The sequence below is a fragment of the Pseudomonas carassii genome (genome assembly GCF_036324045.1).
Classification (GTDB): domain Bacteria; phylum Pseudomonadota; class Gammaproteobacteria; order Pseudomonadales; family Pseudomonadaceae; genus Aquipseudomonas; species Aquipseudomonas peradeniyensis.
The window spans coordinates 1-23,410 of the sequence record NZ_JAZDCT010000053.1 but is presented as its reverse complement, the minus strand read 5'-3'; the positions used below and the strand labels follow the sequence as shown (position 1 = coordinate 23,410).

27 protein-coding genes are annotated in these 23,410 nt (G+C 65.6%); 20 read left to right on the top strand and 7 right to left on the bottom strand.

What is annotated here, in order from left to right; translation table 11 throughout:
- Positions 1-58 precede the first annotated feature (58 nt).
- From rnk to cyaY, 3 genes are all read right to left on the bottom strand, one after another.
- Positions 59-469, bottom strand: a complete 411-nt coding sequence (rnk, locus tag V0R62_RS25420) for a nucleoside diphosphate kinase regulator (RefSeq protein ID WP_028688614.1) — start codon at positions 467-469, stop codon at positions 59-61.
- Between the two features lie 156 nt (positions 470-625).
- The gene (locus V0R62_RS25415; protein ID WP_050703272.1) at positions 626-844 is read right to left on the bottom strand and encodes a DUF1289 domain-containing protein; all 219 of its coding nucleotides are present in this window, start codon (positions 842-844) and stop codon (positions 626-628) included.
- Between the two features lies 1 nt (position 845).
- A complete protein-coding gene (cyaY, locus tag V0R62_RS25410) occupies positions 846-1,178 on the bottom strand; it encodes an iron donor protein CyaY (protein ID WP_028688616.1) in 333 nt (110 codons plus the stop codon).
- 207 nt (positions 1,179-1,385) lie between these two features.
- Here cyaY and lptM point away from each other — a divergent pair, with 207 nt between their 5' ends.
- Genes lptM through V0R62_RS25380 form a run of 6 tightly spaced genes read left to right on the top strand, consistent with a single transcriptional unit; the run spans position 1,386 to position 5,999 of the window.
- Positions 1,386-1,592, top strand: coding sequence for an LPS translocon maturation chaperone LptM (gene lptM / locus V0R62_RS25405; RefSeq protein WP_050703271.1), 207 nt, complete (start codon positions 1,386-1,388; stop codon positions 1,590-1,592).
- A 9-nt stretch (positions 1,593-1,601) separates the two neighbouring features.
- Entirely contained in the window at positions 1,602-2,849 is a 1,248-nt protein-coding gene (lysA, locus tag V0R62_RS25400; RefSeq protein WP_330105663.1) for a diaminopimelate decarboxylase, read from the top strand.
- 4 nt (positions 2,850-2,853) lie between these two features.
- A complete protein-coding gene (gene dapF / locus V0R62_RS25395; protein ID WP_330105662.1) occupies positions 2,854-3,684 on the top strand; it encodes a diaminopimelate epimerase in 831 nt (276 codons plus the stop codon).
- A 13-nt stretch (positions 3,685-3,697) separates the two neighbouring features.
- Entirely contained in the window at positions 3,698-4,408 is a 711-nt protein-coding gene (locus tag V0R62_RS25390) for a DUF484 family protein (RefSeq protein WP_028688619.1), read from the top strand.
- Complete coding sequence (xerC, locus tag V0R62_RS25385) at positions 4,408-5,307, top strand: tyrosine recombinase XerC (RefSeq protein ID WP_186599628.1); 900 nt, start codon at positions 4,408-4,410, stop codon at positions 5,305-5,307. The genes V0R62_RS25390 and xerC overlap by 1 nt, the downstream gene beginning before the upstream one ends.
- On the top strand, positions 5,304-5,999 hold the full coding sequence (locus V0R62_RS25380) for an HAD family hydrolase (protein WP_046853674.1): 696 nt from the start codon (positions 5,304-5,306) through the stop codon (positions 5,997-5,999). The genes xerC and V0R62_RS25380 overlap by 4 nt, the downstream gene beginning before the upstream one ends.
- Before the next feature lie 199 nt (positions 6,000-6,198).
- On the opposite strand, the gene sutA is transcribed toward V0R62_RS25380, so the two are convergent.
- The 3 genes from sutA to glnK form a co-directional block, all read right to left on the bottom strand.
- Positions 6,199-6,528, bottom strand: a complete 330-nt coding sequence (sutA, locus tag V0R62_RS25375) for a transcriptional regulator SutA (protein WP_110734080.1) — start codon at positions 6,526-6,528, stop codon at positions 6,199-6,201.
- A 431-nt stretch (positions 6,529-6,959) separates the two neighbouring features.
- On the bottom strand, positions 6,960-8,294 hold the full coding sequence (locus tag V0R62_RS25370; protein WP_050703266.1) for an ammonium transporter: 1,335 nt from the start codon (positions 8,292-8,294) through the stop codon (positions 6,960-6,962).
- A 47-nt stretch (positions 8,295-8,341) separates the two neighbouring features.
- On the bottom strand, positions 8,342-8,680 hold the full coding sequence (glnK, locus tag V0R62_RS25365; protein ID WP_002555808.1) for a P-II family nitrogen regulator: 339 nt from the start codon (positions 8,678-8,680) through the stop codon (positions 8,342-8,344).
- A 406-nt stretch (positions 8,681-9,086) separates the two neighbouring features.
- On the opposite strand from glnK, the gene V0R62_RS25360 reads away from it, so the two are divergent.
- From V0R62_RS25360 to V0R62_RS25310, 11 genes are all read left to right on the top strand, one after another.
- A complete protein-coding gene (locus tag V0R62_RS25360; protein ID WP_050703265.1) occupies positions 9,087-9,350 on the top strand; it encodes an accessory factor UbiK family protein in 264 nt (87 codons plus the stop codon).
- A 3-nt stretch (positions 9,351-9,353) separates the two neighbouring features.
- A complete protein-coding gene (locus V0R62_RS25355) occupies positions 9,354-9,707 on the top strand; it encodes a gamma-glutamylcyclotransferase family protein (protein ID WP_330105661.1) in 354 nt (117 codons plus the stop codon).
- 41 nt (positions 9,708-9,748) lie between these two features.
- Positions 9,749-10,177: a TOBE domain-containing protein gene (locus V0R62_RS25350; protein WP_186731881.1), complete on the top strand. Its 429-nt coding sequence runs from the start codon at positions 9,749-9,751 to the stop codon at positions 10,175-10,177.
- A gap of 801 nt (positions 10,178-10,978) precedes the next feature.
- Positions 10,979-13,690, top strand: a complete 2,712-nt coding sequence (gene mgtA / locus V0R62_RS25345; RefSeq protein ID WP_330105660.1) for a magnesium-translocating P-type ATPase — start codon at positions 10,979-10,981, stop codon at positions 13,688-13,690.
- 10 nt (positions 13,691-13,700) lie between these two features.
- Entirely contained in the window at positions 13,701-14,087 is a 387-nt protein-coding gene (locus V0R62_RS25340; RefSeq protein ID WP_330105659.1) for a DUF2493 domain-containing protein, read from the top strand.
- A 253-nt stretch (positions 14,088-14,340) separates the two neighbouring features.
- Positions 14,341-14,808 (top strand): hypothetical protein, encoded by a 468-nt coding sequence (locus V0R62_RS25335; RefSeq protein WP_330105658.1) that lies wholly within the window; start codon positions 14,341-14,343, stop codon positions 14,806-14,808.
- Positions 14,809-14,878: 70 nt separating this feature from the next.
- Entirely contained in the window at positions 14,879-15,568 is a 690-nt protein-coding gene (locus V0R62_RS25330; protein WP_330105657.1) for an ABC transporter ATP-binding protein, read from the top strand.
- Positions 15,561-16,769 (top strand): ABC transporter permease, encoded by a 1,209-nt coding sequence (locus tag V0R62_RS25325; protein WP_330105656.1) that lies wholly within the window; start codon positions 15,561-15,563, stop codon positions 16,767-16,769. Before V0R62_RS25330 ends, V0R62_RS25325 begins: the two co-directional genes overlap by 8 nt.
- Positions 16,762-18,240, top strand: a complete 1,479-nt coding sequence (locus V0R62_RS25320) for a TolC family protein (RefSeq protein WP_330105655.1) — start codon at positions 16,762-16,764, stop codon at positions 18,238-18,240. Before V0R62_RS25325 ends, V0R62_RS25320 begins: the two co-directional genes overlap by 8 nt.
- Before the next feature lie 7 nt (positions 18,241-18,247).
- Positions 18,248-19,492, top strand: a complete 1,245-nt coding sequence (locus V0R62_RS25315; protein ID WP_330105654.1) for an HlyD family secretion protein — start codon at positions 18,248-18,250, stop codon at positions 19,490-19,492.
- Between the two features lie 191 nt (positions 19,493-19,683).
- Complete coding sequence (locus V0R62_RS25310) at positions 19,684-19,956, top strand: type II toxin-antitoxin system RelE/ParE family toxin (protein ID WP_330105653.1); 273 nt, start codon at positions 19,684-19,686, stop codon at positions 19,954-19,956.
- An 8-nt stretch (positions 19,957-19,964) separates the two neighbouring features.
- Here the strand turns inward: V0R62_RS25310 and V0R62_RS25305 are convergent, their stop codons facing one another.
- Entirely contained in the window at positions 19,965-20,231 is a 267-nt protein-coding gene (locus V0R62_RS25305) for a type II toxin-antitoxin system RelB/DinJ family antitoxin (RefSeq protein ID WP_330105652.1), read from the bottom strand.
- 217 nt (positions 20,232-20,448) lie between these two features.
- Between V0R62_RS25305 and V0R62_RS25300 the strand changes: the two genes are divergently transcribed.
- The 3 genes from V0R62_RS25300 (at position 20,449) to V0R62_RS25290 (ending at position 23,388) form a co-directional block, all read left to right on the top strand.
- Positions 20,449-21,936: a YifB family Mg chelatase-like AAA ATPase gene (locus V0R62_RS25300; protein WP_330105651.1), complete on the top strand. Its 1,488-nt coding sequence runs from the start codon at positions 20,449-20,451 to the stop codon at positions 21,934-21,936.
- A 152-nt stretch (positions 21,937-22,088) separates the two neighbouring features.
- Entirely contained in the window at positions 22,089-22,340 is a 252-nt protein-coding gene (locus V0R62_RS25295) for a DUF2790 domain-containing protein (RefSeq protein WP_110734062.1), read from the top strand.
- A gap of 31 nt (positions 22,341-22,371) precedes the next feature.
- Positions 22,372-23,388, top strand: a complete 1,017-nt coding sequence (locus tag V0R62_RS25290; protein WP_330105650.1) for an alpha/beta hydrolase — start codon at positions 22,372-22,374, stop codon at positions 23,386-23,388.
- Positions 23,389-23,410 lie beyond the last annotated feature (22 nt).

Here is a 23,410-nt window from a genome sequence, read left to right as displayed (position 1 = left end):
GGGCTGCTTCGCAGCCCATTCGCGGCACAAGGCCGCTCCTACAGGGGAATGCGCAGCATCAGAGATCGAAATCCCCTGCCGCCTCCGGCTGGTACTCGACCGCCAACAGTTCCAGCTTGAGGGTCTTGCCGCCCGGCGCCGGCCAGTCGATCTGGTCACCCACCGACAGGCCCAGCAAGGCACAACCGATCGGCGCGAGGATCGAGACATTGCCTTCGGGGCCGGCATCCTTCGGGTACACCAGGGTCAGGTGGTAATCCTTGCCGCTGGCACTCTCGCGGCAGTGCACCCGCGAATTCATGGTCACCACGCCGGCCGGCACCTCTTCATGCCCGACCACCTGCTCGGCACGGTCCAGCTCGTCCTGCAGGGCGAGCACACCCGGGGTGCTTTCATCGAGGTCGTCGAGCAGGCGCTCAAGACGCTGCACGTCCAAGCGGGTGAGGATGAGGGAAGGCTTGGTGCTCATGATCCAGTCAGACTCCTTTGAACAGGCAATTTTCAACAGGCAGATAAAGCAAAACCCCGCCCAAGGGCGGGGTTTGCGAAAGGCTGTGGCGTCATCGACGCAGACCCTGACACTACCACAGCGGGGCAAATACTCAAGCCCACACCTTCGTTGTGCCTATGCCGATGCCCGTGTTTTCAGGGCCAACGCCTCGCGGCAGATCTGCCGGCGCCGCTCGTCATCGGCCGAGCGCCACTCGCGGATATGCTCGACATGCCGGTGGCAGCCGGTGCAGACCTTGTGCTCATCCAGCCGACATATGCTGATACAAGGTGACGGCACCGCCGGGCTCACGTTGCTGTAGAGCGGCTTGGGTGGCCGGGGCAGGTCGCTCATCTCAGATCTCGTCGAAGTCCAGCTTCTCGCCGGCGCGTTCCCAGACGATGCGCTCGAGCATCTCGCCCAGCAGCTCTTCGCTCTTCTCGCAGACCCACTTGCCGCTCTCTTCGTCGTAGTCGAAGTGAAAGCCGCCGGACTTGTCCGCCAGCCACAGCTGGCGCAGCGGCTCCTGGCGGCTGAAGATCAGCTGGCTGCCGTTGTCGAACTTGACGGTGAGAACGCCGGCGGAGTTCTCCATGTCCAGGTCCATGCCGCTTTCATCGAACAGGTCTTCCAGGGCCTGTTGGGTCGCATCGACCAGGTCGTGGAAACGCGCTTCGCTCAAACTCATTGCAGGGACCTCGAAAAATGGCTGTACACACGCAAGCCGGGCACGATAAGGGCGAACGCCTCAAGCTACAAGCTAATCGCTGTAAGAAAAAGCCGCATGTCCTTCGGTCGCCCACGCCCGCCGAGCGGGGGCGCCCCTTGCATAGGCAATCAGGTGGGCGCTCGGTATACTCGGCCGCAATACTGCATATTTCCAAGGATTTCACCCATGAAACGCCTGATTTCCTCCCTCGCGGCGCTGGTCGCGGTTGCCTGCCTCGTTTCGGCCTGCGGTCAGAAAGGCCCCCTGTACCTGCCTGAAGACGGCAAGGACGGCAAAGGCCCGCGCAAATCGCACCAGCATGCCAAGCCTGTCCAGCCGCAACCGGTGCTGGTACAGCCGCAAGAGCAGCCAGAAGAGTCGCCCGCGCAGTAAGGAAATCCCATGGACGCATTCAACTACCGCGGCGGCGAGCTGTTCGCGGAAGGGGTGGCCCTGACGGCGATCGCCGAACGCTTCGGCACGCCCACCTACGTGTACTCGCGCGCCCATATCGAGGCCCAGTACCGCAGCTACACCGACGCCCTGCAAGGGGTCGAGCACCTGGTCTGCTTCGCGGTCAAGGCCAACTCCAACCTGGGCGTGCTGAACCTGCTGGCGCGCCTCGGCGCGGGCTTCGACATCGTCTCCGGCGGTGAGCTGGAGCGCGTCCTCGCCGCCGGCGGGCGCGCCGATCGCGTGGTGTTCTCCGGGGTCGGCAAGACCCGTGAAGACATGCGCCGCGCCCTGGAAGTGGGTGTGCACTGCTTCAATGTCGAGTCCACCGACGAGCTCGAGCGCCTCCAGGTCGTTGCCGCCGAAATGGGCAAGACAGCCCCGGTTTCGCTACGTGTGAACCCGGACGTCGACGCCGGCACCCACCCGTACATTTCCACCGGTCTCAAAGAGAACAAGTTCGGCATCGCCATCGCCGACGCCGAGGCGATCTACGTGCGTGCCGCGCAGCTGCCCAACCTGGACGTGGTCGGCGTCGACTGCCACATCGGCTCGCAGCTGACCACCGTCGAACCCTTCCTCGACGCCCTCGACCGCCTGCTGGTACTGGTCGACCGCCTGGCCGAGTGCGGCATCCACCTGCGCCACCTGGACCTCGGCGGCGGGGTCGGCGTGCGCTACCGCGACGAGCAGCCACCGCTGCTGGCCGACTACATCGCAGCCATTCGCGAGCGCGTCGGCGAGCGCGACCTGGCCCTGGTGTTCGAGCCGGGCCGCTACATCGTCGCCAACGGCGGCGTGCTGCTGACCCGTGTGGAATACCTCAAGCACACCGAGCACAAAGACTTCGCCATCATCGACGCGGCCATGAACGACCTGATCCGTCCCGCCTTGTACCAGGCCTGGATGGACGTCAGCGCGGTCAAGCCCCGCGAAGGTGAAGGCCGGGCCTATGACCTGGTCGGCCCGATCTGCGAGACCGGCGACTTCCTGGGCAAGGACCGCGTACTGAACCTGGCCGAGGGCGACCTGCTGGCCGTCCGCTCCGCGGGCGCCTATGGTTTCGTCATGAGCTCCAACTACAACACCCGTGGCCGTTGCGCCGAAGTGCTGGTCGATGGCGACCAGGCCTTCGAAGTACGTCGCCGCGAGACCGTCGCCGAATTGTTCGCCGGCGAAAGCCTGCTGCCGGAGTGAGCCCATGCTGCTGCGTTTCACCAAGATGCACGGGCTGGGCAACGACTTCATGGTCCTCGACCTGGTCAGCCAGCACGCGCACATCCAACCCAAGCACGCCAAGCAATGGGGCGATCGCAACACCGGCATCGGCTTCGACCAGCTGCTGATCGTCGAGGCGCCGAACAACCCGGATGTAGACTTCCGCTACCGGATCTTCAACGCCGACGGCTCCGAGGTCGAGCAGTGCGGCAACGGCGCGCGCTGCTTCGCCCGCTTCGTGCTGGACAAGCGCCTGACCGCCAAGAAGCGCATTCGCGTCGAGACCAAGGGCGGCATCATCGAGCTCGATGTGCGCAACGACGGCCAGATCTGCGTCGACATGGGTCCGCCACGCTTCACCCCGACCGAGATCCCGTTCATTGCCGACGAGCAGGCCAGCAGCTATACGCTGGAAGTCGATGGCCAGGTGCACCAGATCGCCGCTGTGTCCATGGGCAACCCGCATTCGGTGCTGCGCGTCGATGACGTGCGCACTGCGCCGGTCCATGAACTTGGCCCGAAGATCGAGCATCACCCGCGCTTCCCGCAGCGGGTCAATGCCGGCTTCATCCAGGTGGTCGACCGCCACCGCGCCAACCTGCGGGTCTGGGAACGTGGCGCCGGGGAGACCCAGGCCTGCGGCACCGGCGCCTGCGCCGCGGCCGTGGCGGCGATCAGCCAGGGCTGGATGGACTCACCGGTGACCATCGACCTGCCGGGTGGCCGTTTGAGCATCGAGTGGGCCGGCCCCGGCAAGCCGGTGCTGATGACCGGCCCCGCCGTCCGCGTGTTCGAAGGACAAGTTCGTCTCTAAGCGAGTATCCGCCATGACCGATCAGCCTAACGTTGCATCCCCGCAGGCCCGTGAGCTCGATGCCGAAGCGGTGGTCGCCTACCTGCGCGCCCACCCGACCTTCTTCGCCGAGCACGACGAGCTGCTGCTCGAACAGCGCATCCCCCACCAGCGCGGCGACAGCGTGTCGCTGGTGGAGCGCCAGCTCAAGCTGCTGCGCGACCGCAACATCGAGATGCGCCATCGCCTGTCGCAGCTGATGGACGTGGCCCGTGACAACGACCGGCTGTTCGACAAGACCCGCCGACTGATCCTCGACCTGCTCGACGCCGGCACCCTCGAAGAGGTGGTGATGGCAGTCGAGGACAGCCTGCGCCAAGAATTCCAGGTGCCCTTCGTCAGCCTGATCCTGTTCGGCGAGAACGCCGCCCCCGTGGGCCGCTGGGTCTCCGGTGCCGAAGCGCAGCAGGCCATCGGCGGGCTGATCGGCGGCGGCAAGACCATCAGCGGCAGCCTGCGCGAGCATGAACTGGCCTTCCTGTTCGGCGATGCCCAGCACAAGGAAGTCGGTTCCAGCGCCGTGGCCACCCTCGAGTACCAGGGCCTGCACGGCGTGCTGGCGATCGGCAGCCGTGACCCGCAGCACTACAAGAGCAGCGTCGGCACCCTGTTCCTCAGCTACATCGCCGAAGTGCTTGGCCGCGTGGTGCCGCGCTTTACCCAGACGCTGCGCTCGGTGCGCTGATGGAACGCCAGCTGGAGGCTTATTGCGCTCACCTGCGCAACGAGCGCCAGGTGTCCGAGCACACCCTGCTGGCCTACCGTCGCGACCTCGAGAAAGTCATCGAATTCTGCAACACCCAGGGCATCGCCGGCTGGGGCGCCCTGCAGGTCCAGCAGCTGCGCCAGCTGGTCGCCCGCCAGCACCACCACGGCCAGTCCTCGCGCAGCCTGGCGCGCCTGCTCTCGGCGGTACGCGGTCTGTACCGCTACCTCAACCGCGAAGGCCATTGCCAGCACGACCCGGCCAACGGCCTGGCGCCGCCCAAGGGTGAGCGGCGCCTGCCCAAGGTGCTGGACACCGACCGCGCCCTGCAACTGCTCGATGGCGGCGTCGACGACGAATTCATTGCCCGTCGCGACCAGGCGATCCTCGAACTGTTCTACTCGTCCGGCCTGCGCCTGTCGGAGCTGACCGGGCTCGACCTCGAACACCTGGACCTGGCCGCCGGGCTGGTGCAGGTGCACGGCAAGGGCGGCAAGAGCCGCGTGCTGCCGGTCGGCCGCAAGGCCCGCGAGGCGATGCAGGCGTGGCTCAAGCTGCGCGGCATCGCCGGCCCGCGGGACGGCGCGGTATTCCTCAGTCGCCAGGGCAAGCGCCTCGGCCCCCGCGCCATCCAGCTGCGGGTCAAGGCCGCCGGCGAGCGCGAGCTCGGCCAGCACCTGCACCCGCACATGCTTCGCCATTCCTTCGCCAGCCACCTGCTGGAATCGTCCCAGGACCTGCGCGCGGTGCAGGAGATGCTCGGCCACGCCGACATCAGCACCACGCAGATCTACACCCACCTGGACTTCCAGCACCTGGCCGCGGTGTACGACAGCGCCCACCCTCGGGCCAAACGCAGCAAGGACACGGACTCATGAGCATCAAGCTGATCACCTTCGACCTGGACGACACCCTCTGGGACACCGCGCCGGTCATCGCCAGCGCCGAAGTCGTCCTGCGCGACTGGCTCGAAGCCAACGCGCCGATCCTTGGCGGCGTGCCGGTGGAGCACCTGTTCGCCATCCGCGAGCGCCTGGTGCAGGCCGAGCCGGGCCTCAAGCACCGCATCAGCGCCCTGCGCCGGCGGGTGCTGTTCCACGCCCTGGAAGAGGTCGGCTACAGCGAGAAGCACGCCCAGGAGCTGGCCAATGAGGGCTTCGAGGTGTTCCTGCATGCCCGGCACCAGGTGGAGGTGTTCCCCGAGGTACAGCCGGTGCTGGAGATCCTGCGCCACCACTACACCCTCGGCGTGGTCACCAATGGCAATGCCGACGTGCGCCGCCTGGGACTGGCGGACTACTTCCGCTTCGCCCTGTGCGCCGAGGACCTGGGCATCGGCAAGCCGGACCCGGCACCGTTCCTCGAAGCGCTGAAGCGCGGCGAGGTGGACGCGGGGGCGGCGGTGCACGTCGGCGACCACCCGGGCGACGACATCGCCGGCGCCCAGCGCGCCGGGTTGCGCGCAGTGTGGTTCAACCCGCAGCACAAGCCCTGGAGCGGCGAGCAGGCGCCGGATGCCGAGATCCAGCGGCTGTCGCAGTTGCCCGACGTGCTGGCGCGCTGGCGCTGACCGGGCTGCGCTATCCCTGTAGGAGCGGCCTTGTGCCGCGAAAGGGCTGCGCAGCGGCCCTAGGATTTGAGTGTCGACAACGGCCCCGGGGCCGCTTTGCGGCCCTTTCGCGGCACAAGGCCGCTCCTACAGAGACCGTGCCAACCTGACAAGCACAAAAAAGCCCGCAGCGACGGCGGGCTTTTTTGCGTTCAGCCACTCAGATAGGGCGGCTGCCGTACTTGTTGTCCGGCTTCTTGGGCGGATCGGCGACCACGTTGGCCTCCACTTCCTGCACCTTGCCACCGCGCGAAAGGAACTCTTCCATCGCCTTGGCCAGCGCATCGCGCTCTTTCTGCTTGGCTTCCATGCTCGGCATCTCGTCTACCGAGACCGCCGCCTTGGACTTGCCCTTGGCCGCCGGAGCCGGGCTGCTGTCGTCGTCGCCGGAGTCTTCCGCGCCGTCGTCAGCCGCTGCCTCAAGGCCTTCATCAGCCTCGTCTTCGTCGCCTACCTCGAGGTCGTCATTTTCCAGATCGTCGTCGCTCATGTTCTACCTCATGACTTGCGAAAAGCAGGTTAGTTATAGACCGGTGCAGCCGTAGACCGGCAGCCACCAGTGAAAATTCAACTGGCCGTGGATTGGCCACTGCCCTGGGTGTCCACCCCCTCATGGGGGGCCCGGCACCCTGCAGGCCCTGCTCCTGGCAAGGCCTGACAAAAATTTTTGAGCCCTTGCTGGCCACAGGCTATTGGCAAGCCTAGCAAAGGGTAGCGAAGTGTGTGGACTACTCGTCCAGCTTCCTTCGGCGCGCATTCTAGCGCGCTCGCAGAAAAAGCAAAGCACCAGAAACACCCGATGGCTTGTAAGTTTTAACCCCGGGTCGCGATCAGCGCAGGGAAACCGTTTGCCCCAGGCCAAACGGTAAATTACAGGCAAAAAAATGCCCGGCGAACCGGGCAAGTTTTCCAGCATCGCGGTTACAGGTTGTAGCCGCGCTCGTTGTGTTGAGCCAGGTCGAGGCCGACCGACTCTTCTTCTTCGCTGACCCGCAGGCCCATCACCAGGTCGAGGACCTTGAGGATCACGTAGGTGACGATGGCGGTGTAGACCACGGTGAAGATCACGCCCTTGGCCTGGATCCAGAACTGCGCGGCGATGTCGGTGACCGCGCCGAAGCCGCCCAGGGCAGGCGCCGCAAACACACCGGTGAGCAGTGCACCGATGATGCCGCCGATGCCGTGCACGCCGAAGGCGTCCAGGGAGTCGTCATAGCCCAGCTTGCGCTTGAGGCTGGTGGCGCAGAAGTAGCAGACCACACCGGACACCAGGCCGATCACCAGGGCGCCCATCGGGCCGACGGTGCCGGCGGCCGGGGTGATGGCTACCAGGCCGGCGACCACGCCCGAAGCAATGCCCAGGGCGCTTGGCTTGCCGTGGAAGATCCACTCGGCGAACATCCAGCCCAGGGCGGCGGCGGCGGTGGCGATCTGGGTCACCAGCATGGCCATGCCGGCGGTGCCATTGGCCGCGGCGGCGGAACCTGCGTTGAAGCCGAACCAGCCGATCCACAGCATGGCCGCGCCCATCAGGGTGTAGCCCAGATTGTGCGGGGCCATCGGCGTGGTCGGGTAGCCCTTGCGCTTACCCAGCACCAGGCAGCAGACCAGGCCGGCGATACCGGCGTTGATGTGCACCACGGTGCCGCCAGCGAAGTCCAGCACGCCCCAGTCCCACATCAGCGCGCCGTCACCGCTCCAGACCATGTGCGCGATCGGCGCATAGACCAGGGTGAACCACACGCCCATGAAGATCAGCATCGCCGAGAACTTCATGCGTTCGGCGAAGGCTCCGACGATCAGCGCCGGGGTGATGATGGCGAAGGTCATCTGGAAGGTGATGAACACCGCCTCGGGGAACAGCGCGGCGGCCGAGGTAAGGCCCGACGGCGTGACGCCGTTGAGGAAGGCCTTGGAGAAGCCACCGATGAAGGAATTGAAGTTGAGCACGCCCTTTTCCATACCGGCGGTATCGAAAGCCAGGCTGTAGCCGTAGATGACCCACAGGATGCTGATCAACCCGGTGATGGCGAAACACTGCATCATCACCGACAGCACGTTCTTCGAGCGCACCATGCCGCCGTAGAACAGGGCCAGGCCCGGGATGGTCATGAACAGGACCAGTGCCGTCGAGGTGAGCATCCAGGCGGTGTCGCCGGAGTTCAGCACGGGGGCGGCAGTTTCCTCGGCCAGGGCCAGCCCTGGCATTACGAGGGACAATAGGGCTCCTAGCCCTGCGATCTTGCGCAGAGTCATGTTGTTTTCTCCTGGGGCGTTGGGTTTGGTGAGGCTTGGTTTGGCGCTTAGATCGCGTCGGTATCGGTTTCGCCGGTACGGATGCGGATCGCCTGCTCCAGATTGACCACGAAGATCTTGCCGTCGCCGATCTTGCCGGTGTTGGCCGCCTTGGTGATGGCTTCGATCACCCGATCGAGGTCCTTGTCGTCGATGGCGACATCGATCTTCACCTTGGGCAGGAAATCGACCACATATTCAGCGCCGCGATACAGCTCGGTGTGACCCTTCTGCCGGCCGAAGCCTTTGACTTCGGTCACGGTGATGCCCTGCACGCCGATTTCCGACAGCGACTCGCGCACGTCGTCCAGCTTGAACGGCTTGATGATGGCAGTGACTAGCTTCATGAAACTCTCTCCCGATTTGGTGGACTTGCCCCAGGAAAACAAACCCGTCTCAAGTCTAAGCGCAGCGCCTGGCTTTGTAACGCGTCGTCGGCTCCATCCTCCCCGCCGACGCACGATCCGGCTGTGACGAAGAACCTTCCGGCTCCGCCTGCGCACTGCCTGGTCACAAGGGACTGCATCAGTGCATGGCTCGCTCAGGTCTTTGCAGAAACCTTGCCAGTTGGCGCAAGTCACGGGAAAACAGATAGTTGCGTGAACCGGCAGGGATTGGCCAATCGCCAGCAGGGAAAAAGCGCACAAAATCGGTGCGCGACCTTTGGCCGCCCTGCGCGAAAAGCGTGCAACGCAAGTGGCCCGGAGCCCCGTGCTACACTGCTGCCCTTTCAGTGATCAGCGGATACCAGACATGCTCGCGCCCAAAGCCTTCCTCGATGCCCTGAGCGACCAGGCCTCGCGCCTGTTCAGCGGTGACACCGCCGCGCCCCGCGCCGAACTGGAAAGCCAGTTCAAGGTGCTGATGCAGGGTGCCTTCAGCAAGCTCGACCTGGTCAGCCGCGAGGAGTTCGACAGCCAGATGGTGGTGCTGGCCCGTACCCGCGCCCGCCTCGAAGCCCTCGAGCGGCAATTCGCCGAGCTGGAAGCACGGATCGCCCCGCCTACTCAGGAATAAGCCATGCAACCGTCCAGCGATTACCCAGTACTGCTGTTCTCCTACGGCACCTTGCAGGACAAGGCCGTACAACTGGCCAACTTCGGCCGTGAACTGACCGGCCAGGCCGACAGCATGCCGGGCTATCGCCAGGACTGGGTGCAGATCACCGACCCTGAAGTGCTGGCCACCAGCGGCAAGAGCCACCACCCCATCGTCTCCCCCAGCGAGCGGGCCGAAGACAGCGTCGCCGGCATGGTCTTCCAGATCAGCGAACAAGAGCTGGCCGCCGCCGACCGCTACGAAGTGGCGGACTACAAGCGTATCGCCGTCGGCCTCGCCTCGGGGCTGACCGCCTGGGTTTACGTACGCGCCTGAATGCCTCGGGCGTGGTGATTGATCACACGGAGTGCTTCCCCATGAAAGTCAGTGCACGCAATGTCTTCGAAGGTACCGTCAGCGCCGTCCAGCCTGGCGCGGTGAATGCCGAGGTCGAACTGACCCTCGGCGGCGGCGAGAAGCTGGTGGCGGTGGTCACCATGGCCAGCCTGCACAACCTCAACATCAACGTCGGCAAGCAGGCCGTGGCGCTGGTCAAGGCGCCCTGGGTGGTGCTGATGACCGATGCCGCCGGCTACAAGCTGTCTGCGCGCAACAGCCTGGAAGGCGAAGTGCTGCGGGTCGGCGACGGTGCGGTGAATGCCGAGGTGGTGCTGAAGCTGTCGGGCGGCACCGAGGTGTATGCCATCGTCACCCGCGAAGCGGTGCAGGAGCTCGGCCTGAAGCCAGGTGTGAAGGCCACCGCGCTGATCAAGGCGTCGCACATCATCCTGGGCGCCAAGCCCTGATCGAATGCCCGCTTCTGCCTTGACCAGGCAGGAGCGGGCTTGCCCCGCGATAACATTTGCGCAGGGTATTGCATTAATTTCCCTCCCAGCAGATGAAACATAGTTAAGTTACGCCTTCCCGGTTGACTTCCCCGCTATGCTTTGCATAAAGTTCACCCGCCCCAAAAAGCGGGCCTTTATTTCAACTCACGAAGAATTCAATGGACACAGTATCTAGTCGCTGTCTGGCAGCCTTTGGCCGCCAGGCACTTGAACCGGAACTCCGGGCCCGCCCCTAGGTCGGGCAAGCCGCGCCAGAGCCTGTTGCTCCGCCGTAGCTTGCCGCCCCGGGTGCCCGCCCGGTCGGAGGCAAGCTCATGAACCTCGATATCGCCACCCCTCGCCTGCGCACCTGTGCGCACAAGGCCCCGCTCCGTCCTGTCCTCGGCTGGGGCCTGTCCTCGTCCCTGGAACCGCCCAGTCGATAGCGCGCCCGTTACTGCCTGCAGTGACGCGCGCGATGCTGTCCGTTCGCTGAACTGACGCCATATAAATCGTCAGAAACTTCCGAACTTTAAATAATTAAAGTTCGTTGGAGTTCTATTGCCCGGTATTCAGCAAAGGGATTAACCGACCATGGAATCAGCCAGTCGAAAGTTCGCTGCCGATCTAATTTCCGGCATTCGCCAGCGAACACGTAAACGTCGGAAAAACCACGTTTTTCATTGTTTGAATCATTGCGACACGGGACACGTTCACTCACCTTCCCCACCGTGAGTCGACTGTGTGTCGTGCCGCCTCCTGCGGCAGGAGCACAGCCAAATGACCGTAAAAGACCGCAACACCCGCAGCAAAGCCGGCGAAGATACCCGCCTCTCCATGCGCGCAGCCCGCGAGGCACGCAACGGCCTGGCCGTGACCCTGGCCAACCTCGACGCCAGCGAGCTGGGCCTGACCGAGCACGAAGCCGCCAAGCGCCTGCAGCGCGACGGCGCCAACCAAGTCGCCCATGACAAGCCGCAACCGGCCCTGGTGCAACTGCTCAAGGCCCTGCACAACCCCTTCATCTACGTGCTGCTCACCCTCGCCGGCATCAGCTTCGTCACCGACTACTGGCTGCCGGTACGCGCAGGCGACCTGGAAGAAGCGGACCTGACCAAGGTCATCATCATCATGACCATGGTCAGCCTCAGCAGCCTGCTGCGCTTCTGGCAGGAGTACCGCTCGGGCAAGGCCGCCGATGCGCTCAAGGCCATGGTCCGTACCACCGCCACCGTGCTGCGCCGCGAGCGCCATGACCAGCCGGCGCGCCTGCGCGAAGTGCCGATGAACGAACTGGTGGCCGGCGATATCGTGCAACTGGCCGCCGGCGACATGATCCCCGCCGATATCCGCCTGATCGAGTCCCGCGACCTGTTCATCAGCCAGGCCGTGCTGACCGGCGAAGCGCTGCCGGTGGAGAAGTACGACACCCTCGGCCACGTCGCGCAGAAGTCCGCCGGAGGCAGCGCCAACGATGAAAGCGGCCTGCTGGATCTGCCCAACATCGGCTTCATGGGCACCAACGTGGTCAGCGGCCGCGCCCGCGCCGTGGTGGTGGCCACCGGCAAGCGCACCTACTTCGGTTCGCTGGCCAAGGCCATTGTCGGCTCGCGCAGCCAGACCGCCTTCGACCGTGGCGTGAACAGCGTCAGCCGCCTGTTGATCCGCTTCATGCTGGTGATGGTCCCGGTGGTGTTCATGCTCAACGGCGTGGTCAAGGGCGACTGGAGCGACGCCTTCCTGTTCGCCCTCGCCGTGGCCGTGGGCCTGACCCCGGAAATGCTGCCGATGATCGTCAGCGCCAACCTGGCCAAGGGCGCCGTGGCCATGGCCCGGCGCAAGGTGGTGGTCAAGCGCCTGAACGCCATCCAGAACTTCGGTTCGATGGACGTGCTGTGCACCGACAAGACCGGCACCCTGACCCAGGACCGCATCATCCTCGAGCACCACGTCGACCCCAGCGGCCACAAGGACCCGCGCCTGCTGGAACTGGCCTGGCTCAACAGCCACCACCAGAGCGGCGTGAAGAACCTGATGGACCAGGCCGTGCTGCGCTTTGCCGGCGAAGACCAGCGCTTCCAGCCTCCCTACGCCTACGCCAAGGTCGACGAGCTGCCCTTCGACTTCATCCGCCGGCGCCTGTCGGTGATCGTCAAGGATGCCCTGGGCGATCACCTGCTGGTGAGCAAGGGCGCCGTCGAGGAAATGCTGGCCATCGCCACCCATGTGGAAGAAGGCGGCCAGCGGGTCGTCCTGGACGCCGGGCGACGCCAGCAACTGCTGGCCACCGCCAGCGCCTACAACCAGGAAGGCTTTCGCGTGTTGCTGGTCGGGACCCGCGACATTCCGGCCGCCGCCGGCAAGCCCCAGTACCACACCGATGACGAGCGCGAGCTGGTGATCCGCGGCTTCCTGACCTTCCTCGATCCGCCCAAGGAAACCGCCGGCCCGGCCATCGCCGCCCTGCGCGAGATGGGGGTGAAGGTCAAGGTGCTGACCGGCGACAACCCGGTGGTCACCTGCAAGGTCTGCCGCGAAGTGGGGCTGGAACCCGGCCAGCCGTTGCTCGGCCAGGACATCGAGCGCCTGGACGACACCCAGCTCAAGGCGCTGGTCGAGGAACGCACCGTGTTCGCCAAGCTCACCCCGTTGCAGAAGTCGCGGGTGCTCAAGGCGCTGCAGGCCAACGGCCACACCGTGGGCTTCCTCGGCGACGGCATCAACGACGCCCCGGCGCTGCGCGATGCCGACGTGGGCATCTCGGTGGACAGCGGTACCGACATCGCCAAGGAGTCGGCCGACATCATCCTCCTGGAAAAGAGCCTGATGGTGCTGGAAGAAGGCGTGCTCAAGGGCCGCGAAACCTTCGGCAACATCATGAAGTACCTGTGCATGACCGCCAGCTCCAACTTCGGCAACGTGTTCTCGGTGCTGGTGGCCAGCGCGTTCATCCCGTTCATGCCGATGCTGGCGATCCACTTGCTGCTGCAGAACCTGATGTACGACTTCTCCCAGCTGTCGCTGCCGTGGGATCGCATGGACAAGGAATTCCTGCGCGAGCCACGCAAGTGGGATGCCCGCAACATCGGCCGTTTCATGCTGTGGATCGGTCCCACTTCGTCGATCTTCGACATCACCACCTTCGCCCTGATGTGGTACGTGTTCGCCGCCAACAGCGTGGAAATGCAGGCGCTGTTCCAGTCCGGCTGGTTCATCGAGGGGCTGCTGTCGCAAACGCTGGTGGTGCACATGCTGCGCACCCGCAAGGTGCCGTTCTTCCAGAGCACTGCGGCGCTGCCGGTGATCCTGGCCACCGGCCTGGTGATGTGCCTGGGCATCTACATCCCGTTCTCGCCGCTGGGGGCGATGGTCGGGCTGGTACCGCTGCCGTGGGAATACTTCCCTTGGCTGGCCGCCACCCTGCTGGGCTACTGCCTGGTGGCCCAGGGCATGAAGACCCTGTACATCCGCCGCTTCGGCCAGTGGTTCTGAGGGGGTGGGCATGCGCGTACTGATCTGCGCTGGGCGCAACTACGCCGACAGCCAACGCTGCCGCCAGGCGCTGGACACCCTCCAGCGCCAGCAACCGATCCGGGTGCTGATCCACGGCGGCAGCCAGCACCTGGGCGGCGAGATCGAAGGCTGGGCCCGCGAGCAGGGCGCCGACATCGTGCGCTACCCGCCCAACTGGCAGCTGCACGGCAAGCTGGCCGAGCGCCTGCGCAACGTTTTCATGCTGCGCGACAGCCGGCCCGACCTGGTGCTGGCGCTGCCAGGCGGCGACGACACCGAGGAGCTGCTGGCACGGGCGCGAGGGCAAGGGATCGCCGTGAGGTGTGCCAGGCAGCTGCGCCCAGCCACTGGAGACGAGTCGCGTCATCCTCCGTGAAACCGAAGGAATGGCGAGATGATGGCAAAAAAACACCCGCCGACACTAAAGTTATCCCAGACCAGTGCCGTTAAGTCTTTCATTGGAAAGCACTTTTTAGCTGGGCTTTGCGCAAGTCGGGCTATCCCATGGAAGGCATCGATGCAGAGTGACCGGAAAGGACATGCAGCCGCAACGACGCTGCAGACCGGGCATGGCGGACCACTGTCCGCCCTGCGACATACGTAATGTCAACACATGGAAAACCAACGCTATGCAACTGAAGAAACGGATCTTCATGGCCCTGGCCGCCACCTCCCTGCTCGCCGCCGGCGCGGCCCACGCGGGCCCTGCCGTGACGGTCACCGTCAAGAACCTAGGTACCGCCGACGCCAAGTACTCGATGGTGGGCAACGTCGAGGCCCTGACCAACGCCGGTGCCACGCCCAAGCCTGCGGACGTGATCCGCCCGAAGGAATCCAGCACCTTTGTGGTACGTGGCGCCCTCAGCCCTGACATGACCACCGCAGTCCTGCGCTACAAGATCGGCGCCAAGACCTGCGTATTCAAGACCGCCTTCGTCAACACCATCATCCCGGGCGGCCTGGGCAGCGGCACCATCCAAAAAGCGCCGAAATGGACCAAGGACGCCGAAAGCACCGGTGGCGCACGCTGCAACGCCAGCATCAGTGCGACCAGCCTGTCCGACTTCTCGTGGAAAGCTGAGTTCACCATCCAGTAAGCCGTAGTCCCGAGCCGCCCCGCAGGGCGGCCCGGGCCTTCTCACCACAAGCCAAGGACCGTGGCAGTGGATGCCTGAACCCCTTACCAACGCACTGATCCGCGTACAGGGCGTGACCCATGCCCATGGCACGCACACCGTGCTGCACAACGTCTCGCTCGCCATCGAGGCTGGGCAACGCTGCGCCATCGTCGGCACTTCCGGCTCCGGCAAGAGCAGCCTGCTCAACTTGATCGGCCTGCTCGACCAGCCCACCTGCGGGCATATCTTCCTGGCTGGCCGCGACATGACCGTGGCCAGCGCCGATGAGCGCGCGCAACGGCGCAACCGCCACATCGGCTTCGTCTTCCAGAGCTTCAACCTGCTGCCGCGCCTGGACGCGCTGGACAACGTCGCCCTGCCACTGTTCTACCGTGGCGTGCCGCGTCAGGCCGCGCGGGAAGCCGCGCACCGGCAGCTGCTGCGGGTCGGCCTTGGCCAGCGCCTGCACCATCGCCCGGCCCAGCTGTCCGGCGGTCAACGCCAGCGGGTCGCGATCGCCCGGGCGCTGGTCGGCGAACCAGCACTGCTGCTGGCCGATGAACCCACCGGCAACCTCGACAGCCAAACCGCCGAAGAGATCATCCAGTTGCTGCTGTCACTCAACCAACAGCACGGCGTGACACTGGTGATCGTCACCCATGACCCAGGCATCGCCCGGCGCATGCAGCGTTGCCTGCACGTGCACGACGGCCACGTGCAAGAAGCGGCCTATGAATGACAGCGAACGCTACGGCCCCTCACCCTGGCAACGGTTGGCCGAGCCCTTCGCCAGCCTGCATCGCCTTGGACGACGCGCACTACTGGCACTGCTGGGGATCGCGGTTGGTTGCGCGGCCGTGGTCGCCCTGCTGAACATCGGCTACAACGCCCAAGCCCAGGCCATGGCCGTGTTCAAAGGCATGGGCAGCGACCTGCTGGTGGCCAATGTACAACTGCCCGCCGGCACCGCGCCCGGCACCAGCGACAACTTGGACGTACTCGCGTTGCGCCAGCGGCTACCTGAGGTACAGGCGTTGAGCGCGCTGAGCCTGACATCGGTGCCGGCACGCCGCCAGGGGCGGGCCTTCGATGCCCTGCTGGCCGGTGTCGGCCCCGAGCTGGCCGAGGTGCTGGACTTGGCTCCCGAAGAAGGCCGATTCTTCAGCCCCTACGATGCCCACGCCACCCATGCGGTGCTCGGCGCACAGCTGGCGGTCGAGCTGGCAGGCCAGGGCTCGCCACCACGGCCAGGCGAGAGCGTGCAACTGGCCGGGTATGTCTTCCAGATCATCGGCATCCTCAGGCCCCATGGGCAGAACCCGTTGCTGCCGTTGTCCCTCGACGACAGCCTGTTGGTACCATTCGAAGGCATGCGCCGCCTGGTGTCGGCGCCGCAAATCGGCACCGTGCTGGCCCGCAGCCAGGCGAGCGTGGATACCGTGGCCCTGGCCCCCCGCTTGCAGGCGGCGCTGCAGGCCGGCCTGCCGGGACGCGACATCGATGTGCAGGTGCCTCGGCAGCTGCTGGACGGCATCGCCCGGCAAGCGCACCTGTTCACCTGGCTGCTCGGCGGCTTGGGCGGCATCGCACTGCTGGTCGGAGGGGTCGGCGTGATGAACGTGATGCTGATGAACGTCAGCGAACGCCGCCGCGAGATCGGCGTGCGCATGGCCCTCGGCGCCAGGCCCCGGGACATTGCCTGGTTGTTCCTGCTGGAGGCCGTGGCATTGGCGGTGGCCGGGGCATGCCTCGGTGCGTTGCTGGGGGTGGCGACAGGCTGGCTGTTCGCCTGGTTCTCCGGCTGGGGCGCATTCACCCTCGCGCCCCTGGCACTGCCGCTGGGCATGGGCGGCGCACTGCTGACCGGCCTGTTCTTCGGCCTCAGCCCAGCGCTGTCGGCAGCCCGCCTGCAACCGGTACAGGCACTGCGCGATGATTGAGCGCCTACTGCTTGCCCTGATCCTGTCGCTGGCCGGCTCTATAACGCTGGCCGAGCCGGCCCTGGCCCCCTCGCAGGCAACCCGGCCCGGCGCACCGTCGGCAGCCTTCGAAGGCCTTTCGCTCAAGGCCCGCAATATCGACCTCAGCCTCAGCGACGCCATCTACCTCGGGCTGCGTGACAACCGGGCCATCCGCAGCGCCTACCTCGACCGCATCGCCCAGAAATTCGACCTGCGCGTGGCCGAGGACCGCTTCACACCAAAGCTCGTGGTGCGCGGCAACTACCTGTCCAACCACAACCAGAGCGATCGCTACCGCCAAGGCGACATCGCACCGACCTCGACCTTGCTCACGCCTTACGGCACCCGGGTCAGCCTGGGCTGGACCTACCGCCACACCGCTGCCAACGTTGCAGGCCTGACCCGCAACGATGGCGCCAACATTACCGTCATCCAGCCGTTGCTGCGCGGCGCCGGGCGCGATGTCGCCGGCGCGCCGGTGCAGCTGGCGCGCCTGGGCGAGCAGGTCAACCGGCTGAACCTGAAGGACACCGTGGCCCAGAGCATCACCCGCATCATCACCGCCTACCGCGCCCTGCTGCAGAGCCAGGAGCAGTTGCAGATCGCCCGTGACGCCCTGGGCCGGGCGCGCCAGCTGCTCGAGGTGAACCAGGCGATGATCACCGCCGGGCGCATGGCCGCCTTCGAGATCGTCCAGACCGAGGCCGATGTGGCGACCCAGGAACTCGGCCTGGAAGATGCCCGCAACCAGCTGGAAGCGGCGCGCCTGGCCCTGCTGCAACTGCTGGCCCTGGACCTTGACACGCCGATCGTCGCAAGCGAGATCGCACAGGCCGAAGCCGTCGAGGTCGATGCCGGGCACGCCATGGTCCAGGCCGAAGCCTTGCAACCGACCTACCTGATCCAGCTGATCGCCAACCGACAAGCCGAGATCAACCTCACGGTGGCACGCAACGAGCGGCTGTGGGATGTGTCGCTGGTTGGCGGCGGCGGCCAGATGCGCGACCGCGGCAGCCACTCCGGTAGTTCGCGCAGCTGGGAGAACTATGTCGGCGTGCAAGTGGAGATTCCCATCGGCGACCTGAGCACGCGCCAGGCCGAGGTCCAGGCCCGGGTCGGCGTGGAGAACCAGCAGGTGCGCCTGCAGGAGGCGCGCCAGCAGTTGCAGCGTGACGTCACCAATGCAGTGCGCGACATCGGCGTGCGCTGGCGCCAGTACCAGATTGCCCTGCGCGCCCAGGACCTGTCGCAACGCAAGCTGCAGATCGAACGGGAGAAGCTCACGGTTGGCCGCTCGAGCAACTTTCAAGTGCTGAGCTTTGAAAACGACCTGCGCTCAGCGCAGAGCACGCGCCTGGCCGCCCTCATCAGTTACCTCAATGCCCAGGCCGCGCTCGACCAGGCGCTGGGTACCACCCTGGAAAGCTGGGATATCGCCCTCAATGACTAAGGCCATCATGCATCGTCGTCTCCTGTTGCTGGCGATACCCTTCACACTGATCGCCGCAGCACTGCGCTGGTACCCCGGACAAGCAGCCGACACCACACCGACCAACGGCCAATCGCACTGGGTGCGGGTCGAACCGCAGTACCTGGAAAGCCGCCTGGGTCTGGTGGGCCGCCTGCAGGCCGTGGATCAGGTCACTCTGGCCGCCCCTTTCGACGGCCTGCTCGCCGAAGTTCGGGTACAAGAAGGGCAACGGGTCGAGCAGGGCCAGGTTCTGCTGAGCCTGGACCCTGCGCAAGTCATGGTGCAGATGCGCCAGGCCAAGGCCGAACTGCTCAAGGCACAGCGCGAGGCGCAACGCCTGCAGCAGTGGAACAATGGGCCGGAGGTCGGCCGTGCCCGACGTGCCCTGGCCAACGCCCGGCAGGTGCTGGCCAGCAGCGAAGGCAACCTGCGCGACACCCGGGCACTGTTCGAGCGCGGCATCGTGGCACGGATGGAAGTCGAGTCGCAGGAAATGCAGGTCCGCAACCAACAGCAAGACCTCGCCGCCGCCAGCGACGAGCTGGCCACCACCCTGGCCCAGGGCCAGGGCGAGGCACGGCAGATCGCCGAGATGGAACTGGCCAATGCCCAGGCGCGCCATCAGGCGATCGAGGCGCTGTACGCACGCCGTGAAGTAACGGCACCACTGAGCGGCCATGTGGTGCGCCCGGCCATCGTCGACGGCAGCAAACCCGTGCTGGTGCAACCGGGTCTGGCGGTGACCCAGGGCATGCCCTTGATCGGCGTCATCGGCCAGGAGCGCTTCCAGGCCCTGACGCGAGTCGAGGAAACCGACCTGCACTTGCTGCGCGAAGGCATGCCAGTGCACATAACGGGTGACGGTTTTACCGCGCAATTGAGCGGGCGCATCCAGTCCATCGGGATTCAGAGCGATGCGACCGAGCTACAGGCAGTCGGTGCGCACTACGAGGTGAAGGTGTCGGTGGACCTGCCGGAAGGCGGGCTGGCACAACCATTGCGGGCGGGCATGAGCACGCAGCTGGCGGTGATCCTGTATCAGGATGCACAGGGTATGGCAGTACCGCCGCAGGCTCTGCGCCAAGGCACGGATGGGGCGACCTACGTAATGTATCGAGCGATGAATGAGGCCAGCCCGGAACACCGGGTGGTGATACCCGGGGTGCCTGTGGCGCAAGGGGTAACGGTGCAGGGGTTGGCTGCGGGTTTCGTCGAGGTGCCGGCTTCTTAGGCTTTTTATGAAAGTGCCCGCACGACATGGGCTGTTGATTGCAGCCTGGAAAAACCTCGACGCACTCTTCCCGGCGGCCAGGCCAGGAACACCGCTAAGCTTTGCCAAGCCGCAGGACGCGGCTTTCAAGCGAGCCCGGGGTAGCCGCGCCAATCAAGGCTCCAATCGCTCAGCTGGACGGGAGCCGTTCATTGTTCAAGATCCAGACCACTGCGCAATTTCGTACAGACTTCCAGCTGCAATTGCACAGAAGACCCGACATTGCCGCGTTCAAGGACGTCATCGTGCACCTGGAGCAGCAGCGTCCACTGCCACCCCGACACTGCGATGGTCAACTGGTAGGGGCGCCTGGTCGCTGGTGTTGTCTGATCAGCTTCGACTGGTGGCTGATCTACAAATGCGACATCGATGCCGGAACCATCACCTTGGAACAGACCGGCCCACACTGCTATCTGTTCGAGTAACCCCTGAGTCAGATCCCCAAGTCTTTGAACAACGCCTCGGCGCCATCATGGGACTGCACTTCCCGATCACGGTCCTGGGCCTCCATCACCTGACGCGCGCGTTGATTCAGTGTCAGCGCTTTCACTTCGAACGGCAACGCCTTCGTCTGTACAACCTGGACCAACATCATCCGGATAGCCTGCGAAACGGTGATGCCCATTTCGTCGAGGATCTTTGTCGCATTGGTCTTGAGCTCGCTGTCGATGCGCGTGCGAACGACTTCGGTATGGGCCATAGGCTCTCCACAAAGCATGTTGTAGCTACATTGTGACCACATTTTAGTCCCTAGCTGCCTTATGTCCAGCGTCATTGGTTAAACAATGTTCAGACGATAGGTAGCGTCACAAGCACGAAAAACCTCGTCGCACTCTTCCCGGCGGCCAGGCCAGGAACACCGCTAAGCTTTGCCGGGCCGCAGGACGCGGCCCCTTACACGCAAACACGGAGTGCCCATGTCCCTCGCCCTCGTCCACAGCCGCGCCCAGGTGGGCGTGCAGGCCCCCGCTGTCAGCGTCGAAACCCACCTGGCCAACGGCCTGCCCACGCTTACCCTGGTCGGCCTGCCGGAAACCACGGTCAAGGAGAGCAAGGACCGGGTACGCAGCGCCATCGTCAACTCCGGCCTGGACTACCCAGCCCGGCGCATCACCCAGAGCCTCGCCCCCGCCGACCTGCCCAAGGACGGAGGCCGCTACGACCTGGCGATCGCGCTGGGCATCCTGGCCGCCAATGGCCAGGTGCCGGTTGCCGCCCTCGACGCCATCGAATGCCTGGGTGAGCTGGCCCTGTCGGGCGCCTTGCGCCCGGTGCAGGGCGTGCTGCCCGCGGCATTGGCGGCCCGGGATGCGGGCCGGGCGCTGGTGGTGCCACGGGAGAATGCCGAGGAAGCCAGCCTGGCCAGCGGCCTGGTGGTGTATGCGATGGGGCACCTGCGCGAGCTGGTGGCCCACCTGAACGGCCAGCCCGCGCTGTCTCCCTACGCAGCCAATGGCTTGCTGCTGGAACAACGACCCTATCCGGACCTCAGCGAAGTCCAGGGCCAGATCGCGGCCAAGCGCGCCCTGCTGGTCGCCGCGGCCGGTGCGCACAACCTGCTGTTCACAGGTCCCCCGGGCACTGGCAAGACCTTGCTCGCCAGCCGCCTGCCCGGGCTGCTGCCGCCGCTGGACGAGCGCGAGGCACTGGAGGTGGCGGCGATCCGCTCGGTCAGTGGCCATGCACCGCTCGACAGCTGGCCGCAGAGGCCCTTTCGTCACCCCCATCATTCCGCATCCGGCCCGGCATTGGTGGGCGGTGGCAGCCGGCCGCAACCCGGCGAGATCACCCTGGCGCACCATGGCGTGCTGTTTCTCGACGAGCTGCCCGAATTCGAACGACGCGTGCTGGAGGTGCTGCGCGAACCGCTGGAGTCCGGCGAGATCGTGGTGGCCCGGGCCAAGGATCGGGTGCGTTTTCCAGCGCGCTTCCAGCTGGTGGCGGCCATGAACCCCTGCCCCTGCGGCTACCTGGGCGATCCCACCGGCCGCTGCCGGTGCAGCAGCGAACAAGTCCAGCGCTACCGCAACAAGCTGTCCGGCCCACTGCTCGACCGCATCGACCTGCACCTGACGGTGGCCCGGGAAAGTACCGTGCTGACCCACCAGCCCAGTGGCGAAACCAGCGCCAGCGTTGGCCAGAGGGTGGCCGAGGCACGAGCGCTGCAGCAGCGTAGGCAGGGCTGCGCCAACGCCTTCCTCGACCTCAAGGGGCTGCGCCGGCACTGCCCGCTGGAGCCGGTTGACCAGGCTTGGCTGGAGCAGGCCTGCGAACGGCTGACACTATCGTTGCGGGCGGCGCACCGGCTGCTGAAGGTCGCCCGCACGCTGGCGGACCTGGAGGGCGCGCAATCCATCGCCAGAGCGCACCTGGCGGAAGCGTTGCAGTACCGACCCAGCGCCTGAGGCTGCCCACCCGCTTCCACAAAAGCTGGCCAAGACGCACTCAATCAGCTTCATAGCGGAAATATATTTTGCGCGCTAAATATTAGCGCGCAATATTCACCTCAAGCAGCAAGCAGTCGCCAACCCCACTCAGCAGAATCCGGAGAACGATCATGACCCTTCGCAAAGCCTTCGCCCTCACCGTCACCACCCTGGCCCTCGGCACCAGCGCCGGCAGCTTCGCCAGCGAAGCCACCCCGTACCACTACGGCATGGACCTGGACATCGCCAAGGTCGTCAGCGTCGATGCACCCGCCAGCGTCCAAGGCCAGGCCAGCACCGCCACCCTGACCTACCGCGACAGCAGCGGCCAGCTTCGCGCCGTGAGCTACGTGCAACCCACCGTCCTCGCCAACCAGAACTGAGCCACCGCTCGAAACCTAAAGGAGCTAGAACATGAAACTGTCCCACACCCTGACCGCCGGCCTGCTTGCCCTCGCCGTGAACAGCGCCTTCGCCGCCGGCAGCCCCGGCGTCGAGCACACCACCCAGGGCTTCCTCGAGGCCCTGGCCGCCGGTGGCGGCAAGCCGCTTGAAACCCTCTCGCCCAAGGATGCCCGTGCGGTGCTGAGCGGTGCCCAGGCCGGGGTGAAGGTAGACCTGTCGGGGATCCGCGTCGAACGCCGGACCATCCAGGCCGACGGCCAGCCGCTGGAGATCCGCGTGGTGCGGCCCGAAGGCGCCAAGGGCGAGCTGCCGGTGTTCATGTTCTTCCACGGCGGCGGCTGGGTGCTGGGCGACTACCCCACCCATGAACGCCTGATCCGTGACCTGGTGGTGGGCTCCGGCGCCGCAGCGGTGTACGTCGACTACACGCCATCGCCGGAAGCCAGGTTCCCCACCGCGGTCAACCAAGCCTACGCCGCCACCCGCTGGGTCGCCGAGCACGGCAAGGAGATCGGTGTGGACGGCAGCCGCCTGGCGGTGGCCGGCAACAGCGTCGGTGGCAACATGGCCGCGGTGGTGGCGATCAAGGCCAAGGAGGCCGGCACGCCGAAGCTGCGCTTCCAGGCCCTGCTGTGGCCGGTGACCGACGCCAACTTCAACAACGCGTCGTATAACCAGTTCGCCGAAGGCCACTTCCTGACCCGCAACATGATGCAGTGGTTCTGGAACAACTACACCACCGACCCGCGCCAGCGCGACGACATCCACGCCTCGCCACTGCGCGCCAGCCTTGAGCAGTTGAAAGGCCTGCCGCCGGCCCTGGTGCAGACCGCCGAGATGGACGTGCTGCGCGACGAAGGCGAAGCCTATGCCCGCAAGCTGGACGCCGCCGGGGTACCGGTGACCGCCGTGCGCTACAACGGCCTGATCCATGACTACGGCCTGCTCAATGTGCTGAGCACCGTGCCCAGTGTGCGCAGTGCCATGGACCAGGCGGCGCAGGCGCTGAAAGCCCATCTGCAGTAAGCAGTTGATCGCGGGGCAAGCC

Excerpts from the sequence above, each read along its gene's own strand:
- V0R62_RS25330 (WP_330105657.1), top strand. The coding sequence starts at position 14,879 with ATGCCTGAACCCCTTACCAACGCACTGATCCGCGTACAGGGCGTGACC.
- V0R62_RS25370 (WP_050703266.1), bottom strand. The coding sequence starts at position 8,294 with ATGACTCTGCGCAAGATCGCAGGGCTAGGAGCCCTATTGTCCCTCGTA.
- dapF (WP_330105662.1), top strand. The coding sequence starts at position 2,854 with ATGCTGCTGCGTTTCACCAAGATGCACGGGCTGGGCAACGACTTCATG.
- lptM (WP_050703271.1), top strand. The coding sequence starts at position 1,386 with ATGAAACGCCTGATTTCCTCCCTCGCGGCGCTGGTCGCGGTTGCCTGC.
- V0R62_RS25335 (WP_330105658.1), top strand. The coding sequence starts at position 14,341 with ATGCAACTGAAGAAACGGATCTTCATGGCCCTGGCCGCCACCTCCCTG.
- V0R62_RS25380 (WP_046853674.1), top strand. The coding sequence starts at position 5,304 with ATGAGCATCAAGCTGATCACCTTCGACCTGGACGACACCCTCTGGGAC.
- rnk (WP_028688614.1), bottom strand. The coding sequence starts at position 469 with ATGAGCACCAAGCCTTCCCTCATCCTCACCCGCTTGGACGTGCAGCGT.
- cyaY (WP_028688616.1), bottom strand. The coding sequence starts at position 1,178 with ATGAGTTTGAGCGAAGCGCGTTTCCACGACCTGGTCGATGCGACCCAA.
- V0R62_RS25340 (WP_330105659.1), top strand. The coding sequence starts at position 13,701 with ATGCGCGTACTGATCTGCGCTGGGCGCAACTACGCCGACAGCCAACGC.
- V0R62_RS25355 (WP_330105661.1), top strand. The coding sequence starts at position 9,354 with ATGCAACCGTCCAGCGATTACCCAGTACTGCTGTTCTCCTACGGCACC.
- V0R62_RS25320 (WP_330105655.1), top strand. The coding sequence starts at position 16,762 with ATGATTGAGCGCCTACTGCTTGCCCTGATCCTGTCGCTGGCCGGCTCT.
- V0R62_RS25415 (WP_050703272.1), bottom strand. The coding sequence starts at position 844 with ATGAGCGACCTGCCCCGGCCACCCAAGCCGCTCTACAGCAACGTGAGC.
- V0R62_RS25290 (WP_330105650.1), top strand. The coding sequence starts at position 22,372 with ATGAAACTGTCCCACACCCTGACCGCCGGCCTGCTTGCCCTCGCCGTG.
- V0R62_RS25300 (WP_330105651.1), top strand. The coding sequence starts at position 20,449 with ATGTCCCTCGCCCTCGTCCACAGCCGCGCCCAGGTGGGCGTGCAGGCC.
- lysA (WP_330105663.1), top strand. The coding sequence starts at position 1,602 with ATGGACGCATTCAACTACCGCGGCGGCGAGCTGTTCGCGGAAGGGGTG.
- xerC (WP_186599628.1), top strand. The coding sequence starts at position 4,408 with ATGGAACGCCAGCTGGAGGCTTATTGCGCTCACCTGCGCAACGAGCGC.
- V0R62_RS25390 (WP_028688619.1), top strand. The coding sequence starts at position 3,698 with ATGACCGATCAGCCTAACGTTGCATCCCCGCAGGCCCGTGAGCTCGAT.
- glnK (WP_002555808.1), bottom strand. The coding sequence starts at position 8,680 with ATGAAGCTAGTCACTGCCATCATCAAGCCGTTCAAGCTGGACGACGTG.
- V0R62_RS25305 (WP_330105652.1), bottom strand. The coding sequence starts at position 20,231 with ATGGCCCATACCGAAGTCGTTCGCACGCGCATCGACAGCGAGCTCAAG.
- V0R62_RS25325 (WP_330105656.1), top strand. The coding sequence starts at position 15,561 with ATGAATGACAGCGAACGCTACGGCCCCTCACCCTGGCAACGGTTGGCC.
- V0R62_RS25360 (WP_050703265.1), top strand. The coding sequence starts at position 9,087 with ATGCTCGCGCCCAAAGCCTTCCTCGATGCCCTGAGCGACCAGGCCTCG.
- V0R62_RS25350 (WP_186731881.1), top strand. The coding sequence starts at position 9,749 with ATGAAAGTCAGTGCACGCAATGTCTTCGAAGGTACCGTCAGCGCCGTC.
- V0R62_RS25315 (WP_330105654.1), top strand. The coding sequence starts at position 18,248 with ATGCATCGTCGTCTCCTGTTGCTGGCGATACCCTTCACACTGATCGCC.
- sutA (WP_110734080.1), bottom strand. The coding sequence starts at position 6,528 with ATGAGCGACGACGATCTGGAAAATGACGACCTCGAGGTAGGCGACGAA.
- V0R62_RS25295 (WP_110734062.1), top strand. The coding sequence starts at position 22,089 with ATGACCCTTCGCAAAGCCTTCGCCCTCACCGTCACCACCCTGGCCCTC.
- mgtA (WP_330105660.1), top strand. The coding sequence starts at position 10,979 with ATGACCGTAAAAGACCGCAACACCCGCAGCAAAGCCGGCGAAGATACC.